The following is a 17982-nucleotide window of genomic DNA, read 5'->3' on the forward strand; positions in this document are numbered from 1 at the left end:
CGCGTAGGACGACGGCGTGGCAGCGCCCGCATCTGACATCGACGAGCAAGGGAGAAATCTGTGAGATCGTTTCTCGGCGTGGGCCGTGACCGGCCTGCCGCCGGCCGCGGACTGGCAGCGGCGACGGCCGCCGCAGTCTTGACTGCCGCGGTGGCCATCGTCGCCATGGCGGCCTCGCCCGCATCCGCGGCGAATTCGGCAGGCTGCGGCAAGACCCCCACCCTGACCAGCGGCACACGTTCGATCCAGAGCAGCGGAAAGAGCCGCAGCTTCATCCTGAAGATCCCCGACACCTACGACAACAACCGCCCCCACCGGCTGGCCTTCGGCTTCCACTGGCTGGGCGGCACCGCCGGCCAGGTCGCCTCAGGCGGCACTGACGGGGCGGCCTGGGCGTACTACGGCATGCTCTCGCAATCGAACAGTTCCACGATCTTCGTCGCGCCCCAGGGCATCAGCAACGGCTGGGCGAACTCCAACGGCGAGGACGTCACCTTCACCGACGACATGATCAGGCTGATCGAGGCCGACCTGTGCGTCGATACCACGCAGCGGTTCTCCGTGGGGTTCAGCTACGGCGGCGCGATGAGCAACGCGCTGGCGTGTGCGCGGCCGAACATGTTCCGCGCTGTCGCCGTCATCGCCGCTCCCGGTGCGATCAGCGGATGCAGCGGCGGCACCCAACCCGTCGCGTACATGGGGATCCACGGCATCTCCGACAACATCACGGCCGGTCGGTCGCTGCGGGACAGGTTCGTCGCCAACAACGGCTGCACCCCACAGAACGCGCCCGAGCCGGCACGGGGCAGCCTCACCCACATCATCACGACGTACTCGGGCTGCCAGTCCGGTTACCCGGTCGTGTGGGCCGCCTTCGACGGAGGTCACCAGCAGGGTCCGGTGGACGGGTGCGCCGGCTGCGAGAGTGGCGCCAACAGCTGGGTGAAGCCGGAGGTCTGGCGGTTCTTCACGCAGTTCCAGTCCGGTCCGTCGCCGAGCGCCCCACCGCCAAGCAGCCCGCCGCCCGGTCGGCAGCACGTCCAGATCGTCGGCACCCAGTCCGGTCGCTGTATCGACGTTCCCGGCTCGAGCACCGCCAACGGGACCCAGCCGCAGTTGTGGGACTGCCACGGCGGCACCAATCAGCGCTGGACCCACACCGCCTCCAGGCAGTTGACGGTGTACGGCAACAAGTGCCTGGACGCCAGCGGTCAGGGCACCGCCAACGGCACCCGCGTGGTCATCTGGGACTGCAACGGCCAAGCCAACCAGCAGTGGAACATCAACCCCAACGGCACCATCACCGGCGTGCAATCCGGCCTCTGCGTCGACGCCAGCGGAGCCAACACCGCCAACGGCACCCTGATCCACCTGTGGACCTGCCATGGCGGAGCGAACCAGCAATGGAGCACACGGAACTGACCGCCGGCTCCGGTGGATCGAGGCGAACGGCGGGGCCCGCCGAGAACGGCGGGCCCCGCCACGAGTGACCACGCCGTGGGATCGTCTGCCCACTGGGCCGCCACGCGCACGACGAGATCGACCCGCACTGTGGCACGACGCCGGCCACGCCATGTCCTAGGTCGAGCTGATCCTTGACGTGCTCATCGGCGTCGACCCGAAAGGGGCCAGGACGTACCGCGACAACACCCGGTGCCGTGCGGTCCGCTGGGTTGGTGCGCACGCACGCCCGAGGCCGGGTCATCGCCGGCCGAGCGCCGCCGGGTCGGCCCCGCGAAGCTCGTCCCGGGCTTCCGATCCGCTGCAGGTGGCGAGGCTGCAGAAGCGCCGCTGGCCGGTCTCATCCAGAAACAGCCAGCCGCAGCTCGGGTTCGGGCAGGTGCGCACCGCCAGCCTCCGCGGGTCGGTGAGCAGGCCCGCGGCGGACCAGGCTGCGGCCAGCACCGGCAGTCGCAGCCCAGCGCCCAGGTCGGTGCGCCAGCGCGCGCCGTCGCCGTGGGCCGGCAGGAGCAGCTGCCACCGAGCCGCCTCCTGCGCCAGGACGGCAACCTGCTCGAACGTCTCCCTGCCGGGTGTCTCGGTGAGGCAGGTGTACAGGTCGGTGCGCAGCCGGCGCGCCTGGTCGAGCACCGCCGCCGCCTCGTCGGGACAGCGCTCGGCCAGCACGCACAGGCGGCTGACGGCGGCCTCGTCGGCCAGTCCCGCGAATCCTGTCCACACGGCAAGGGTGCGGTATCTGCGCAGCCACTCCGATCCCGGTAGCGGCGGCTCGTGCCGCCATCCGGCGAACGTGTTGCAGAAGTCGAGCGCCGGGTGGCCGCCGACGCTCCAGGGCAGGCTCTCCTCGCGCAGGCGCACCTCGTACACCATGCGGCGGGGCGCGTCGAGCCGCGGATCGCGCTGCAGGATGCGCCGGTGCAGTTCGGCGAGCTGTTCGCCCGGATCCACGCCGAGGTCCTCGGCCAGCGCCCGCCGGGTCCGGTCGTAGAGCAGCAGGGCGTCGGCCTGCCGGCCGTCGCGGTAGAGCGCCGTCATCAGGGCCCCGACCAGTCGCTCCCGCGTCGGGTGCGCCGCTGCCAGGTCGGGGACCTCGGCGATGACCTGTTCCTGCCTGCCGAGCAGCAGCCACGCCTCGGCCTGCATCTCCAGCGCCAGCAGGCGGGTTTCGTCGAGCTGCGCGCCGAGCAGCTCGCGCAGTCCGTCAGGGGCGAGGTCGGCCAGCAGCGGGCCGCGCCAGAGTCCGAGCGCCTGGTCGAGCAGTTCCACCCGTGCGTCCGGCTCGGCCGACTCGGTGGCTCGGCGCACCAGCGCGGCGAACTCGTGCATGTCGACGGTGAGACCTTCGGGGGAGACCAGATAGCCGTCGTTGCTGGTGCTGATGCGCACGCCGTGGGCGGCGAGCGCGGCGCGCACACGGCCGATGTAGGTGTGCACGGCGCTGCGCGCCGACGCCGGGGGCCGGTCGCCCCACAGCAGCTCGATGACTCGGCCGGTCGGCACCAGCCGGCCCACCTCGCACAGCAGGATCGCCAGGAGCAGCCGCTCCTGACGCCGGATGCCAAGCTCGACGGCGGTGCCACCGACGGCGGCCTCGAACGGGCCGAGCAGACGAAACTCCATACCCAAGCCACGCGTCAGGCAGCCGGACAGGTTGGCCGCGGGCACGGTCAGGACGCGGTGAGCGGCCGTGGTGATGATCACTTCATCGGAAGGTCGCAGCGGCGGTCAGTCCAATTTGTCTGACATCGCCGTCGGGTCCGTGGTCAGCCCGTGGTCAACGGCTGCCGCGACGCTGATCGAAGTCCGGGCCGACCAGGTCGAGACACGAACCCGAGGAGCAAACATGCGCCGACTGAAAACCGTCGCCATCGCGTCGGTCATGGCGTTGTCCGCGGCCACACCCGCCTCCGCCGCGGAACCCTCCGCCGCACAGGGCGCCTGGAGACCGGCCCCGCAGGCCTCGTACGACCTGCCTGCCGGGGCGCGCTGCGACTTCGCCGTGCACACCCGGCCCGTCGTCGACGAGGTGCGCAAACTGGTGCTGGACACCTACCCCGACGGCAAGCCCAAGCGGGAACTGTACGCCGGCGACCTCATCCTGGAGATCACCAACACCCAGACCGGGGCGAGCACCCGCGCCGACGCCGGCGGCACCACAATGATCGACTACCACGCCGACGGGTCCATGACCTGGTACGCCGTCGGCCCAGTGATGGTGGGCTTCCGCACGGGCGGCGGCACACTGCCGCGCGGCCTGTACATCCTCGACGGCGTGTACACCCTCGACATCGCCGCCGACGGGTACAAGACCGTGGACATGGTCCAAGGCAGCACCCGCGATCTCTGCGCCGACGTCGCCTGAGCCGCCGCGGTGACCGGCGGGCTCCGCCGGCCACCGCGGTCGTCCCGAACCTTGATCCTTACCCGCCCGGTGCGCTGCCCCTGGTCCACCCGGCTGGTCAAGACCCACGACCGGCTCACCACCGCCGAGAGCGACCTGTCAACCGACGGCGAACATCGACGGTGTCCTTCAGTCCGATGGCCCGCTGGCTCGGGCCTTGTCGGCACCGGCTGTGCTGTGCCGCAACCGCCCGTGACCGCTGTACCAATCGACGATCAACACCGTGGCGTCATCGGGTAGATCCGGCCCCGCCACGCGTATGAACGCATCGGTGATGGTCCGCGTCGCCTCCCTCGGATGAAGATCGACGAACTCCAGCTGCCGGATCCGCCAGATACACGGGCGTTTCCCCAACAAGACGACCAGGCGGACCTGCTGCGGCCGCTGCCCTCGAGCGCGCCGAGGGCAGCGGCGGCGCAGGTCAGCAGAGCCCGTTGCAGCCGCCGCCGGAAGTCGGGGGAGCGGCGATGATCGGGCTGGGCAGGTCGGGGTGGCCCTCCGGCTGCGCTGTCGTGATCCGCTTCGGTTCGGTCAGCACGAACAGCTCACCGACGGTGCCGTCGACCAGCATGATCGTGGTCGGGTTGCGCGGGTCCTCGGGCTGCTCCTCCATGCCGGGGGCGTTCCATCCGGGCACGACGGTGATCGCCGCGCCGCGCAGGCGCAGCGTGGAGTCCACCATCTCCTGGGTGACCATCACGTTGTACGCCTGCTCGGGGTCGAGGTAGTGCGTCTGCTTCGAGCACTGTGTCCCGCTGGCGTCGCACACGGTGGTCGTCGTGGTCGTGGAGTGCGTCGACCCGTCCCCCGAGGTGTACTCGGTCGTCTCGGTGGTCCTGGTGCCCATCAGGTTGCCGTCTTCGTCGCGGACGTACTCGGTGGTGGAGGTGTAGGTCGTCTGCGAGCCGTCGGCTTCGAGGACCTGCTCGGTGTGCGTCGACTGGATCAGGTTGTCGTCGCTGTCGAGGACCTGCACGTCCTCGAACACGACCTCGGTGGTGCCCTCCTTGGTGGAGTAGCCCTGCGTGACGATCGTTCCGACCTTGTCGCCCTCGGCGTCGATGATCTCCTTGCTGACGCCGTCCTTGATGGGAGTGATGATCTCCTTGGACTCGTCGGCGTAGGTGCGGACGGTGCGGCCGCCCCATGCGGTGTCGACGTCGACGACCCCGCCGCCGTGGACGTGGTTGAGGGGGCTTTTGGTGCCTCCGCCGCTGATGAGGCTGACCTTGATGCCGCTGACCCGGACCTCGGCGGGCGCGTCTGAGGGTCGCAGGTCGTCGAGCCCGAGGGCGAACCCGTCGCTATCCGGTGAGATGCCGTACTCGGCCAGCTTCTCGGCGGAGATGCCCAGCCGGGTGAGCGTGTCGGGGCGCTGGTGGACGGGGAAGGCCCCGAGCAGGTCGACACCGAGTTCCTCCCGCGCTTTCATGATCTCGGCGGGCACCAGGGCCAGCGCGGCGAGGCCGTATTCGAACGACGGCAACTGTCGGGCGTTGAGCAGCTCGGCGATCAGCTCAAGGCCCGGGCGGCTGGCCGGGTCGTAGGGGTCGGTGCCGGCTCGCAGCTCGTCGGCGTCGCAGACGCCGTCGTGGTCGGAGTCGACCACCGACCAGGCGACGTAGCAGGCCGTCGGGTCACACAGCCGCAGGGTGCTGTACTTGCGCGGCCTTTCCTCGGCGGCGCCCGCCGCAGTCGCGGTCAGAGCGACGAACGCGACAGCCGCCATACCGGCGCGGAACAGTTTCGGCATCATCGGCGAACCATCCCACCACGTCTGCCCACCGCCCGCCGTCTGTCGGCAAACTGCCAGTGCAAGTCCGCGTGCCTGTCGCTGATGAGCTGGGAAGCGATGTGCTCCGCCCGGCATTGACCCGTGGCGACGGGTCAGCTCAGCGCGCATCCTGCAGGCAGAGCGTGGCGGGCGGACGGGCATGACGGCCCTCCGCCCGCCATTGAAGGTCAGTATTCGCGGCGTCTCCTGACGATGGACATTCCCAGGAAGATCCCGATGATGAGCACCAAAGGCCGCGACCCACGGATCCGTCAGACCTGTCGGCCGGCAGCGCGCGAAGGCGACGAGTGGCGAAGCGGCCCCGGGGCCGGCCCGCTCATGGCAGCCCGTTCGCGGGCCGAGGCAGCCCAGCCACCATGGCCTCGACCTGCCCGCCGGCAGACAACCCCAGTTGCCTGGCCGGGCTGTGCCGCTGCGGGCTGCGGCGCTGGTCCGCTGTCAGCAGGCCGACTGATGTTACGTGCGAGCACTGATGTCGCGCCGTAGCTGGATTTCTACCGTCTACGGGGTCAGAACCTGCGGCATAAGGAGAAAGACGTGACACTCAGGCACAGACTGCAGGCAGTGCTGCTCGGCGTACTCGGATTGGCTACCGCCGCGATGCTGGTCGTGGCGTCACGTACGGCTGACCCGGCCACCCGCCAGCAAGTTGTGCCCGCCTCCCCCCGGGAGGCGGGCACAGCCCCGTCAGCACCATCGGCCACGCCGCACGCCATCGTCGTTGGCTGCCGTAACGGCCCGGCCAAGTGCTGCCGGGCACCACGATTCAAGAATCTGGCCCGTCTGCGACGGGATCAGCGCAGCACCGCGGCCGCAGCCCTGCGGCGCGGAGCGACCGTCCCCGGGGCCCTGATGACCGATCATTTGTGCCCCGCCAACAACCGGCAGCCAGGAAACCTCTGGCGGGAAGCCACGGAATCCGCTCGTCAGGTCAGCTTCTTGCGGGCACGACCGGCTGTCTTCTCGGCGGGCTTATCCGCCGTCTTGCCGCCGGCGTCCTGGGCGTTGTGTTCGAGTGCCAGGTCGACCCAGAATCGCAGCGCCGCCTTGGGCTCCACGTCGGAGCGTGATACGACCAGCCAGCCTTTGCTCATCCGGCGACCGCTCATCTCGGCCCATTCCGCGCCGTTGACGCCGAGCAGCGCGTCGACCCGGCTCGGGTCGACGCGGACCAAAAGGTCGCCATTGGTGTTGGCGCCGACGGTCAACCTCTCGTTGACCATGAACGACAGCCCGCCGAACATGCTGACCTCTCGAACATGGGTCTGCCCGTCCAGGGCCTCGCGCAGGCGCTCTGCCAGTTGTCTGTCGTAAGCCACGTCGTGTCCGCCTCTCCCATCCCCCTGAACGAGCGTATTCGCCGGCTCGCGGCTCCAGTCGCCGCAGCCGCCCTCGCGCGAGCACGACGTGCCGGTGCTTCGGGGCGTCGCGTGCGTCCCTCGGCGCGGGCCACATCATCCGCAACGCGGCCCTGGCGTGCGTGGCGCTGCTCGGGCTGGCGGCCTCGGCCGCCAGCGGCCCGCTGGACGTCGGGTACGCGGTGCCGGCCGGGGTCACCGGAGCTGTGCTGGGCGCGCTGGTCACCGCCGCCGAGGACATCGCGGCCGTCTTCCGCCCTCGCCGGGCGCCGTCGTGACGGCCCGCGCTCCGGCGTTGCGGCACCACCTCTTACGGTCTGCGTGAGCTGTGCTCGGCAGCCGGCTTCAACGGGTCGCAGGGTGTCGCTTCAGCAGAGTCGTTTGCGACACATGCAGGCCATTCCTTTGCGAGGATGATGCTGCCAGCCGCCGGACACGCGAGCGATCAGGCCCGCAGACGTGTGGCGCACGCCGCCGGTGCCCGGCTCAGGACGTGGTGCCGACGTCGAGCAAGGAGCCGAGCCGAGATGACCGTGGAAAACCGGAGCACGTCCGTGCTCACCCCGCTGTACGAACGGCAGCTGTCGATGGGGGCGCAACCCGTCGAGGTCATGACGCTGCTGGTCGAGATCCCGCCTGGCGGTAAGGGTCTGCCGCCGCACAAGCACTCCGGCCCGATCTTCGGATACATGATCGAAGGCGAGATGCTGTTCGAGCTCGAAGGCGAGCCTGAACGGGTCATCAAGGCCGGTGAGGCGTTCTTCGAACCAGGCGGCGACGTCATCCACTACCGGGACGCCAACAACCTGCCCGACGCCACCAGCCGCTTCGTGGTCGTCATGCACATGGTGCCCGGCCAGCCCATGCTGACCTACGTGGACGACACCGAACTCGACGCCCGCCGCGACCGGCGCGCACCGCGCCCGCAGTAGCGGGGCCGGCATCCGCGGCGGGTCGACGAACCGGCGGGAAGACCAGCTGCGTTCAGGCTGGTCCGATGAACAGCTGCTCGCATCCACTGGAACAGCGTCATCGGGTGCACGCCGAAGTCGTTGGCGATCTGCTCGACCGTCACGCCGGCATCGCGGTTCTGCGCGACCCGCGCGCTAGAGCCGCTCGGCGACCAGGCACAGACCCACGGCGGCGAGTGCCGCAGCAGCGAGCGCGGGCAGAGCGGGGTGGGGTTCGCGGGTCGGTGACCGGCGCAGTTGACGCCGGCGCAGGTCGGCGATGCCGAGCAGGAGGAGCGCGGCGGCGGCGAGCGCTGCGTGGATGGTGGTGCTGAGGCTGTCGTCGAGGCGCAGCAGGAGCGCGGCGGCGGCGACGCCGGACAGGCCGGTGCGTCGCCAGGACAGCGCGGTGCGCTCGGGGGCGAGTCCGCTCATGCGCGGGCGACGAGCAGCGCCGCGGCGGTGCCCACGAGGGCGGCGATGGCCAGCAGGGGCAGGGCGGGTGTGGGGAGCGGCTCGTGGCGTCGCAGTGCCTTCTGCACCGCTCGCCAGCGCGGGTAGCTGAGCACGGCGACAAGTGCGCCGCAGGTGAGCAGGCCGGTGCCGAGGGCGGCTTCGACGGTTCCGGTGAGCTGCCAGAGGGCGACGCCTGCGGCCATGAGGGCGAGTGCTGATCGCAGGTACGCCAGCAGGGTGCGTTCGTTGGCGAGGCTGAAGCGGTAGTCCGGTTCCTCGCCGATGTCGTTCAGTCGGGGCACGGGGCCGACAGTAGGGCAGTGCAGGATCACGGCCCGCAGGCGGGGGGTGAATCATTAACGTAAGGAACTTGTAGGAAGAAAATTAATCACGGCACCCTCTAGTCAACTCGCTGATCACGCTGTTACGGTCCCTTCGCGGCACTCGCCAGGCGCCGCCCACTTGAAGGGAAACCGCCCCGTATGCCTTCTTCGCCCCTCTCCGTTTCCCGCCGCACCCTGCTGGCCGGCGGTGTCTCCACCGCATTCCTGGCCCTGACCGGCTGCCGCTCGGCCGTCGACGAGCCCGCCGGCACCGCCGCCGGCGCACCGGTCCGCGGCGGCACCCTGCACCTGGCCGCCAGCGCCGACGCCCAGCCGGGCGCGGTCATGGCCAACCGCGCCGGCAACTGGATGTGGCGGCGGCTGGTGTTCGAGCCGATCGCCGAACTCGACGACCAGCGCCGCCCGCAGCCCGTGCTCGCCGAGAACTGGACCTACAACGCCGAGCGCACCCAGCTCGTCGTCGACCTGCGCGACGACGTCGTCTTCCACAGCGGCCGCCCGATGACCGCCGAGGACGTCGTCTACTCCCTGGAGCAGGTCAAGGACGCCAAGAACGCCTCCCAGCTGCGCGCCGTCGCGCTCAAGCTGACCGTGAAGGCCACCGGCGCGCACCAGGTCACCATCACCATGGACAAGCCCAGCGACAGCCTGTTCGACCTGTTCCACCTCACCGCGATCGTCGACAGGGACAGCTTCGGCCAGATCGCCGACGGCGGCGCCGTCGTCGGCACCGGCCCGTTCGTGTGGAAGCAGTGGCGGCCCAAGGCCGGTATCAGCCTGGAGCGCAACCCGAAGTACCGCGTCGCGGACCGGCCCTACTTCGACAAGGTCGAGGTCGCCGTCATCGCCGACGCCACCGCGCTGCAGTCGGCGCTGCGCGGCGGCCGCGCCCACCTCGCCAACGGGCTCACCAGTACCGACATCGCCGCCCTCAAGGCCGACTCGGCCTACATCCTGGAGAACGCGGGCGGGGTGTTCTACCCGCTCGGCCTCAACGTCACCGCCGCGCCCTTCGACAAGAAGGAGGTCCGCCAGGCCGTCGGCTACGCCCTGGACCGCGAGCGGATCAAGGCGCAGGTGTTCGGCGGCGACGCCACCGCCTCCGACCTGTGGTGGACCCCCACCGAGAACGGCTACCCCAAGGACCTGGCCGCCCACTACAGCCTGCAGCTGGACAAGGCCAAGGCGCTGATCGAGCAGGCCGGGGCCAAGGGCGCCAAGGTGCCGATCGCATTCGCGAACCTGCCCACCATGAAGAGCCTGTTCGAGATCGTCCGCTTCAACCTGGAGCAGATCGGCCTCGCGCCCGAGGCCGTCGCGCTGGACACCGCCGAGTTCGACGCCCGCCAGGTCGCCGGCACCCTCGGCCCGGCATTCCTGCTGCTGCACGGCATGGTCGGCTTCTCCGCCGCGACCATCGTCGACGCGATGCCGTCGCTGCGCGCCGGCAACCCGTCGAAGTACGCCGACCCGCAGTACGACACCCTCAAGGCGGGCCTGCAGCAGGCCGACGACAACGGGCGGCCGAAGGCGCTGACCGACCTGTCGACGTACCTGCTCGACAGCGCGTTCAGCCACGTCACCGCCGTCGCCCCGCAGTACCACGTACGCACCGCCAAGCTCACCGGCCTGACCACCGTGCCGCTGGGCTGCGTCGTGGCCACGGACGCGTACCTGGCGGCCTGACATGCTGACGTTCCTGCTGCGGCGGCTGCCGTCGCTGGCCGGGGTGCTGCTGGCCAGCTCCGTGATCGCGTTCGCGCTGCCGCGGCTTGCGCCCGGCGACCCGGCCGTCACCATCGCCGGCCCGGACGCCGCCCCGGAGGCGGTCGCCGCGGTACGGGACGCCCTCGGCCTCGACCGGTCCCTGCCCAGCCAGTACCTGCACTGGCTGGGCGGGGTCCTGTCCGGCGACCTCGGCACCTCGTTCACCACCGGCCGGCCCGTCGCCGAACTGCTCGCCGACCGCGCCGCCAGCACCGTCGAACTGGCCGTCGTCGCCGCGCTGCTGATGAGCCTGCTCGGCATCGGCCTGGGCGTGCTCGGCGGCAACCGGCGCAGCCCCGCCGTGCGCGCCGCCGTCGACGGTGTGAGCAGCGCCCTGCTGGCCGCCCCGCCGTTCCTCACCGGACTGCTGCTGGTGCTCGCGCTGGGCATCGCCTACCCGGTGCTGCCCGCAGGCGGCGAGGTGTCGCTGCTCGACGACCCCGTCATCGGCATCCAGTACCTGATCATGCCCGCGGTCGCGCTGGCGCTGCCGCAGGCCGCCGCGATCGGCCGCCTCGTGCAGACCGAGATGCGCCGCAACCGCGGCGAGGAGTTCGTCGACCTCGCCACGGCCAAGGGGCTGAGCCCCGGCCAGGTCACCCGCAGGCACGTGCTGCGCACCAGCCTCGGCACCGGCGCCGTCGCGATCGGGCTGCGCCTGGGCGAACTGCTGGCTGGCGCGATCGTCGTGGAGGCCGTGTTCGCCCGCAACGGTCTGGGCACCCTCGCCGTGGCCAGCATGGCCGGCCGCGACTACCTCGTCGTGCAGGTCCTGGTGCTGCTCGCCGTGGCGGTCGCCGCCGTCATCCAGATCCTCACCGAGCTGGTCCTGGCCTGGCTCGACCCCCGCGTCCGGCTCGGAGCCTCATGACCACCCTCACCGCCACCCGCCCGCGCAGCCGCTACCTGTCGGCGCTGCGCACCCCCCGCGGCCTGACCGGCACAGCGCTGGTCACGATCCTGTGCCTGGCCGCGCTGCTCGCCCCGGTGCTGGCCCCGCAGGGCTACGACGCCCAGGGCAGCGGCTCGCTGCAGCCCGGCACCTGGCCCGCCCTGTTCGGCACCGACGAACTCGGCCGCGACATCCTCGCCCGTGCCCTGTACGGCCTGCGCACCGACCTGGCCCTGGTCGGCCTCGCGGTGCCGGTCAGCGCCGTCGTCGGCACCCTGCTCGGCCTGGCCGGGTTCCTGCACCGCGGCCTGGGCACGCTCCTGCAGCGCTGCCTCGACGTGGTGCTCGGCTTCCCCAGCCTCATCCTCGGCATCAGCATCGCGCTCGTGCTCGGCGCGGGCTGGTGGGCGCTGTTCGTCGCGATCGTCGTCTACGGCCTGCCCGCCTTCGGCCGCCTGGCCCGCGCCGGGCTGCTCACCCAGGCCCAGCGCGAGTACGTACACGCCGCGCAGGTCATGGGCGTGCCCCGCACCACGATCATGATGCGGCACATCCTGCCGCACGCCCTGGACCCCGTCATCGTGCAGATCGCCGTCGGCATGGTCGGCGGCATCTTCCTCGAATCGTCGCTGAGCATCGTCGGCCTCGGCATCCAGCCGCCCGAGCCGTCGCTGGGCGCGCTGCTCAACACCGGCATGCGGTACATGACCGCCCAGCACCTGTACGTCCTCGGGCCGGCGCTGCTCCTGCTGCTGCTGGCCTGGGGCCTGACCCTCATCTCCGACGCGCTCAACGAGGCGGTACACCGGTGACCACCCCACTGCTACAGGTCCAGGGCCTGCGTACCAGGTTCGGCGACACCACCGCCGTCGACGGCGTCGACCTGACCGTCCACCGCGGCACCATCCTCGGCGTCGTCGGCGAGTCGGGCTCCGGCAAGTCCGTCACCGCCCGCTCGGTCATGCGGCTGCTGCGCAGCCCCGGCCGGGTCGCCGAAGGCACCGTCGCGTTCGACGGCGAGGACCTGTTGGCCCTGCCCGACCGGCGCATGCGGCGGCTGCGCGGCGGCCGGATCGCGATGGTGTTCCAGGACCCGCAGTCCGCGCTCAACCCGGTGCGCACCGTCGGCGACCAGATCGCCGAGGCGCTGACCGCCCACGGGGCCACCCGCACCGCCGCCCGCGCCCGCGCCGCCCACCTGCTCGGCCTGGTCGGCATCCCCGACGGCCCGAACCGGCTCGACGACTACCCCCATCAGTTCTCCGGCGGTATGCGCCAGCGCGTCGTCATCGCCATCGCCCTGGCCAACGAGCCCGACCTCCTCATCGCCGACGAACCCACCACCGCCCTGGACGTCACCATCCGGGCGCAGATCCTGGCGCTGCTGGCCCGGCTGCGCGACGAGCTGGGCGTCGCGATCGTCGTCATCACCCACGACATGGGCGTGGTCGCCGAGCTGTGCGACGAGGTCGTCGTCATGTACGCCGGACGCGTCGCCGAACACGGGACCGTCGAGCAGGTGCTGTCCGCGCCCCGGCACCCGTACACCGCGAATCTGCTGCGGGCCATGCCCCGCCTGGACGCCGTCCCGGCCGCGCGGCTGACCGCGATCCCCGGCACGCCCCCGGACCCGGCCGACCTGCCCGCCGGATGCGCGTTCGCGCCACGTTGCGCGCAGTCCACCGACGTCTGCGCCCAGCAACGCCCGGCGCTGCGCGCCGTGGACGGCCGCGAGGTCGCCTGCTGGCACGCCGCCGACAGCGCCGTCGTCGCCGCCCCGGTCCCGGCCGCGCCCCGCCCACCGGTCGGCGCGACCGTGCTCGCCGTCGAGGACCTGCGCGTCGACCTCGCCGGGCGCAGCCGCCTGTGGCGTCCCGCGACGCCGGTGTACGCCGTCGACGGCGTGTCCCTGCACGTCGCCGCAGGCGAGACGCTGGGCCTGGTGGGGGAGTCCGGCTGCGGGAAATCCTCCCTGGCCAAGGCCATCGTCGGCCTCAACCCGATCACGTCCGGAACCGTCCGCGTCGACGGCACGCCCGCCGACCCGGCCCGCGGCGGTGTGCGCGGCGCGGTGCAGTACGTGTTCCAGGACCCCTACGCCTCGCTCAACCCTCGCCGCACCGTCGGGCAGTCCATGGCCGAGGCCCTACGCGCCGGCGGCACGCCCGCCGACCAGACCCGCGAACGGGCGGCGCAGCTGCTGGCCACCGTCGGTCTGACCGCCGCGCACCTGGACCGCTACCCGCACGCGTTCTCCGGCGGCCAGCGCCAGCGCATCGGCATCGCCCGTGCGCTGGCCACCAACCCGCGCGTGCTGCTGTGCGACGAACCCGTGTCGGCACTCGACGTGTCGGTGCAGGCCCAGGTGATCAACCTGCTTGCCGACCTGCGTGACGAGCTCGGCCTGGGCTACCTGTTCATCGCCCACGACCTGGCCGTCGTGCGGCACCTGGCCGACCGGGTCGCGGTCATGTACCTCGGCCGCATCGTCGAGACCGGACCGGCCGAGCAGGTGTACGCCGAACCGCAGCACCCCTACACCGCCGCGCTGCTGTCGTCGTCGCCCGAACCCACCCCCGGCCTGCGCCGCGAACGCATCGTGCTGACCGGCGACCTGCCCAGCCCGAAGAACCCGCCGACCGGCTGCCGCTTCCGCACCCGCTGCCCGGCCGGGCCGCTGCACCGCCCCGACCGGCAGATCTGCGTCGACGTCGACCCGCGGCTGAGCACCGACGCGCACACGGCCGCCTGCCACTTCCCCGGGCAGCTGCGGTGAGCGCCCTGGCCCGGATGCGGGCGATGTACGCCTTCGACCGGTCACTGACCGACCCCGACGCCACGGACCGGCTGCTCGACCGGGCCGCCGCAGCCGGGATCACCATCCTGATCACCAAAGCCGCCGCGGTCACACCCGCCCTCGCCGACGCCTGCCACCGCGCCGGGCTGAGCGTGTACGGCAGCATCGCCTGCTTCAGCGACCACGCCGACCCGCGACCCCGCGAGGACCTGCGCCCCGTCGACGAGCACGGCGGCTGGACGGCCATGGAGTGGTACACCGGGCTCATCCCCACCGACCCCGACCACGTGCAGGCACTGGTCCGCCGGTGCGCCGACCTGGCCACCGGACCGGCCGACGGGCTGGTGCTGGACTTCCTGCGCTGGCCGCTGCACTGGGAGCTGGAACTGCGGCCGGGGGCCACCCCTCGCAGCGCGTCGTTCGACCCGGTCACCCTCACCTCATTCACCCGCGCCACCGGCCACCCGGTGCCCGCCGACCCGCGCGAGGCCGCGCGGCTGCTGCTCGGCCCGCTGTACGAGCCGTGGCACACCTGGCGCGAGCAGGTCATCACCGACGTGACCGCCGGTATCGCCGCCGCGGTCCGGGCCGCCCGGCCCGGCCTGCCGCTCGGCATGTTCCTGGTGCCCGGCGACGCGTGGCAGCGCCGCCTGGTCGGCCAGGACATCGCCGCCCTCGGGCAGCACGTCGACGGGTTCCTCGCCATGACCTACCACGCGATCCTGCACCAACCCCCGTCGTGGGTGGCCCGAACCGTCGCCGACCTCGCCGCCCGCACCACCCGGCCGGTCGTGACCATGGTGCAGACCACCACCGACCCGGCCCTGGCCCGCGGCGCCGACTGGGGCGACCGCCTGGACGCCGACGCGTTCGCGCAGACACTGGCCGAGGTGGACGGTCCACTCTGCCTGTTCCCCGCCGAGGGGATGGATGATCCACGGTGGCGTGCGCTCGCCGCCACCGACCGAAGGAGCCTGTCATGACCGTCGACGTCCTGGTCCGCCTGCGCGGGATGATGTCCGGCCTGCCCCGCGCCGAGCAGGCCATCGCCCGCGTCGTGCTCGACGACCCCGGCACCGCCGCCGAGCTGACCATCTCCGAGCTGGCCCAGGCCGCCGGGACGTCGGAGACGACGGTCACCCGGTTCTGCCGCAACATCGGCCTGCGCGGATACGCCCAGCTGCGGCTGCACCTGGCCGCCGAGGCCGAGCGGCAGCGCGCCGACGCCCGTCCCGGCGTCGACCTCGCCGGGGACATCACCCCCGCCGACAGCACCGCCGCCATCATCGCCAAGGTCGGCTTTGCCGACGCCCGCGCCGTCGAGGACACCGTCGCCCGCCTGGACATCGCCGCCCTGGACCGGCTGGTCGCGGCCATCGACGCGGCCGGGCGCACCGACGTCTACGGGGTCGGCTCCAGCGCGACCGTCGCCGCCGACGCGGCGCAGAAGCTGCTGCGTATCGGCCACTACGCCGCCGCCTGGTCCGACCCGCACGCCGCGCTGATGAGCGCGTCGAGCCTGCGGCCCGGCGACGTCGCGGTCGCGCTGACCCACTCCGGGCGCACCCGCGACATCCTCGACGTGCTCGCCGAGGCCAAGCGGCGCGGCGCGACCGTCGCCGTGATCACCAGCAACCCCGAGTCCCCGGCCGCTGTCCTGGCCGACGTCGTGCTGGTCACCGCGGCCAGGGAGACCACCTTCCGCAGCGGCGGCACCGTGTCGCGCACCGCGCAGCTGACCGTCGTCGACTGCCTGTTCGTCCTGCTGGCCAAGCAGCGCTACGAGGAATCACTGGAGGCCATGGAGCGCGCGCACGACGCGGTGCGCGGCCGCGCCCTGCCCAAGGAGAGGGACCCAAGATGAGCACCACCGCCGGCGCCGTACGCGTCGCGTCGCCCACCGAAGGCCGTAACCCCCGCACCACCGACCTGGACCGGCTCGGCACCCTCGACCTGGTCCGAGCCCTGCACGCCGAGGACGCCCAGGTGCCCGCCGCCGTGGCCGCCGCGCTGCCGCAGCTGGCCGAAGCAGTCGACCTCGTCGTCGCGGCCCTGCGCCGCGGCGGCCGGATCCACTACTTCGGCGCCGGATCCTCCGGCCGGTTCGGGGTCCTCGACGCCGCCGAGGTCCCCCCGACCTACGGCCTGCCCGCCGACCGGTTCGTCGCCCACCTCGCCGGCGGCGAACAGGCGATGACCGCCGCCGTGGAGAGCGTCGAAGACCACGCCGACGCCGGTCACGCCGCCGCCGCACAGGTGGGCATCGCCGACGTGGCAGTCGGGCTCACCGCCAGCGGCCGCACCCCGTACGTCGCCGGGGCGCTGACCGCCGCCCGCGCCGCCGGGGCCCGCACCGTCCTGATCAGCGGCAATCCGCACGCGCCGCTGGCCGCGCTCGCCGACGTGCACATCGCCGCCGACACCGGACCCGAAGCCGTCATGGGCTCGACCCGGATGAAGGCCGGCACCGCCCAGAAGCTGGTGCTGCACACCCTGTCCACCGCCGCCATGGTCAGGCTCGGACGCACCTACTCCAACCTGATGGTCGACGTCGTGGCCACCAACGCCAAGCTGCGCGGCCGCGTGCTGGCCATCCTCGTCGCCGCGACCGGCGTCGACGAGCAGACCGGCCGCCGGGTCCTGGCCGACTCCGGGGGCGACCTGAAGACCGCGATCGTCGCCGTGCTCAGCGACCTGGACCCGGTCACCGCGCGCATCCGGCTCGACGAGGCCGGCGGCCACGTCCGCCAGGCCATCGCCGCCCGGCCGTGACCGGCTACGTCCTCGGCTTCGACATCGGCGGCACGGGGGTGCGCGGCGCGCTGGCCCGCATCACCGCCCGCGGAGCCGAACACCTCACCACCCGCACCGACCCCACCCCGATCCGGATGGGACCCGACGGCGTCGACCCGGCCGAAGTCGGCCGCGCCGTCACCGCCGTCACCGCCGCGCTCCTGCCGTCCGGACACACCCCCGCGGCGCTGGTGCTCGGCTGCACCGGCGCGGCACTGCTCGGCAGCGGGCTGCGCAGACAGCTGGCAGCCGCCGTCACCGCCGACGGCCCTCGCCCGGCGCCGGTCCTGCTCTGCTCCGACGTGCTCACCTCGCACATCGGAGCGCTCGGCTCCGGCGGGGGAGCGGTAGTGGCCGCCGGGACCGGCGCCATCGCGCTGGGCAGCGACGGCCGCGGCGCCTGGCGGCGCGCGGACGGCTGGGGCACCCTGCTCGGCGACAGCGGCGGCGGCGCCTGGGTCGGCCGGACCGGCATCGACGCCGCGCTGCGCGCCGAAGACGGCCGCCCCGGCGGATCGCCCGCGCTGCTACGGGCGCTGGTCGCCCGCTACGGCAGCCCCGCCGACCTCGTCCACGCCGTCACCAGCCGCGCCGACCGCGGCGCGGTGCTGGCCGCGTTCGCCCCCGACGTCGCCGCCGCGGCGGCCGACGACCCGGTCGCATACCGCATCCTGCGCACCGCCGGACGGCACCTGGCCGACACCCTGCTCGCCGCGTTGCCCCCAGGCGCACCACCGCGCGCCGCGGCCGTCGGCAACCTGCTGCACGCCGGACCGCCGCTGACCACAGCCCTCGCCGACCGGCTGACCGCCCGAGCCCCCGACCTGCGCCTGCTCACCCCGGCAGGCACCTCTTTGGACGGCGCGATCACCCTCGCCGCCGCCGCCGTGCACCAGGCGCTGCCCCCCGGCGCCGACCTCGAACGGCTCACCCCCGCCGGTCACCCCACCACCCAGGCGGCCTGAGCG

The 17982-nt window shown here is 72.5% G+C and carries 17 protein-coding genes; 12 read left to right on the plus strand and 5 right to left on the minus strand.

The features are described 5' to 3' along the window. Window positions 1-165 precede the first annotated feature (165 nt). Window positions 166-1422 (plus strand): RICIN domain-containing protein, encoded by a 1257-nt coding sequence (locus tag CS0771_RS23480; RefSeq protein ID WP_212846000.1) that lies wholly within the window; start codon window positions 166-168, stop codon window positions 1420-1422. Window positions 1423-1701: 279 nt separating this feature from the next. Here the strand turns inward: CS0771_RS23480 and CS0771_RS23485 are convergent, their stop codons facing one another. Further along, window positions 1702-3162, minus strand: a complete 1461-nt coding sequence (locus tag CS0771_RS23485; RefSeq protein WP_244870981.1) for a BTAD domain-containing putative transcriptional regulator — start codon at window positions 3160-3162, stop codon at window positions 1702-1704. 142 nt (window positions 3163-3304) lie between these two features. Here CS0771_RS23485 and CS0771_RS23490 point away from each other — a divergent pair, with 142 nt between their 5' ends. After that, window positions 3305-3823, plus strand: a complete 519-nt coding sequence (locus CS0771_RS23490; RefSeq protein WP_212843009.1) for a hypothetical protein — start codon at window positions 3305-3307, stop codon at window positions 3821-3823. A 460-nt stretch (window positions 3824-4283) separates the two neighbouring features. Here the strand turns inward: CS0771_RS23490 and CS0771_RS23495 are convergent, their stop codons facing one another. Next, window positions 4284-5618 carry a hypothetical protein gene (locus CS0771_RS23495; protein ID WP_212843010.1) on the minus strand — a complete coding sequence of 445 codons (1335 nt, stop codon included), beginning with the start codon at window positions 5616-5618 and terminating at the stop codon, window positions 4284-4286. A gap of 965 nt (window positions 5619-6583) precedes the next feature. Next, entirely contained in the window at window positions 6584-6976 is a 393-nt protein-coding gene (locus tag CS0771_RS23500) for a TfoX/Sxy family protein (protein WP_212843011.1), read from the minus strand. A 161-nt stretch (window positions 6977-7137) separates the two neighbouring features. Between CS0771_RS23500 and CS0771_RS23505 the strand changes: the two genes are divergently transcribed. Next, window positions 7138-7293 (plus strand): hypothetical protein, encoded by a 156-nt coding sequence (locus tag CS0771_RS23505; protein ID WP_212843012.1) that lies wholly within the window; start codon window positions 7138-7140, stop codon window positions 7291-7293. A gap of 249 nt (window positions 7294-7542) precedes the next feature. After that, entirely contained in the window at window positions 7543-7947 is a 405-nt protein-coding gene (locus CS0771_RS23510; RefSeq protein WP_212843013.1) for a cupin domain-containing protein, read from the plus strand. Between the two features lie 174 nt (window positions 7948-8121). Here the strand turns inward: CS0771_RS23510 and CS0771_RS23515 are convergent, their stop codons facing one another. Next, a complete protein-coding gene (locus tag CS0771_RS23515; RefSeq protein WP_212843014.1) occupies window positions 8122-8400 on the minus strand; it encodes a DUF202 domain-containing protein in 279 nt (92 codons plus the stop codon). Then, window positions 8397-8723, minus strand: coding sequence for a YidH family protein (locus CS0771_RS23520; RefSeq protein WP_212843015.1), 327 nt, complete (start codon window positions 8721-8723; stop codon window positions 8397-8399). Before CS0771_RS23520 ends, CS0771_RS23515 begins: the two co-directional genes overlap by 4 nt. Window positions 8724-8903: 180 nt before the next feature. Here CS0771_RS23520 and CS0771_RS23525 point away from each other — a divergent pair, with 180 nt between their 5' ends. Genes CS0771_RS23525 through CS0771_RS23560 form a run of 8 tightly spaced genes read left to right on the plus strand, consistent with a single transcriptional unit; the run spans window position 8904 to window position 17979 of the window. After that, on the plus strand, window positions 8904-10451 hold the full coding sequence (locus CS0771_RS23525) for an ABC transporter substrate-binding protein (protein ID WP_212843016.1): 1548 nt from the start codon (window positions 8904-8906) through the stop codon (window positions 10449-10451). Between the two features lies 1 nt (window position 10452). After that, window positions 10453-11403: an ABC transporter permease gene (locus CS0771_RS23530; protein WP_212843017.1), complete on the plus strand. Its 951-nt coding sequence runs from the start codon at window positions 10453-10455 to the stop codon at window positions 11401-11403. Next, complete coding sequence (locus CS0771_RS23535; RefSeq protein WP_212843018.1) at window positions 11400-12236, plus strand: ABC transporter permease; 837 nt, start codon at window positions 11400-11402, stop codon at window positions 12234-12236. The genes CS0771_RS23530 and CS0771_RS23535 overlap by 4 nt, the downstream gene beginning before the upstream one ends. After that, window positions 12233-14200 carry an ABC transporter ATP-binding protein gene (locus tag CS0771_RS23540; RefSeq protein ID WP_212843019.1) on the plus strand — a complete coding sequence of 656 codons (1968 nt, stop codon included), beginning with the start codon at window positions 12233-12235 and terminating at the stop codon, window positions 14198-14200. Before CS0771_RS23535 ends, CS0771_RS23540 begins: the two co-directional genes overlap by 4 nt. Continuing rightward, window positions 14197-15204: a hypothetical protein gene (locus tag CS0771_RS23545; RefSeq protein ID WP_212843020.1), complete on the plus strand. Its 1008-nt coding sequence runs from the start codon at window positions 14197-14199 to the stop codon at window positions 15202-15204. The genes CS0771_RS23540 and CS0771_RS23545 overlap by 4 nt, the downstream gene beginning before the upstream one ends. Continuing rightward, on the plus strand, window positions 15201-16085 hold the full coding sequence (locus CS0771_RS23550; protein WP_212843021.1) for a MurR/RpiR family transcriptional regulator: 885 nt from the start codon (window positions 15201-15203) through the stop codon (window positions 16083-16085). The genes CS0771_RS23545 and CS0771_RS23550 overlap by 4 nt, the downstream gene beginning before the upstream one ends. Then, window positions 16082-16993 carry an N-acetylmuramic acid 6-phosphate etherase gene (murQ, locus tag CS0771_RS23555; RefSeq protein ID WP_212843022.1) on the plus strand — a complete coding sequence of 304 codons (912 nt, stop codon included), beginning with the start codon at window positions 16082-16084 and terminating at the stop codon, window positions 16991-16993. The genes CS0771_RS23550 and murQ overlap by 4 nt, the downstream gene beginning before the upstream one ends. Further along, the gene (locus tag CS0771_RS23560; RefSeq protein WP_212843023.1) at window positions 16990-17979 is read left to right on the plus strand and encodes a BadF/BadG/BcrA/BcrD ATPase family protein; all 990 of its coding nucleotides are present in this window, start codon (window positions 16990-16992) and stop codon (window positions 17977-17979) included. The genes murQ and CS0771_RS23560 overlap by 4 nt, the downstream gene beginning before the upstream one ends. The last annotated feature ends 3 nt before the right edge of the window (window positions 17980-17982 follow it).

It is taken from the genome of Catellatospora sp. IY07-71 (assembly GCF_018326265.1).
Classification (GTDB): Bacteria; Actinomycetota; Actinomycetes; order Mycobacteriales; family Micromonosporaceae; genus Catellatospora.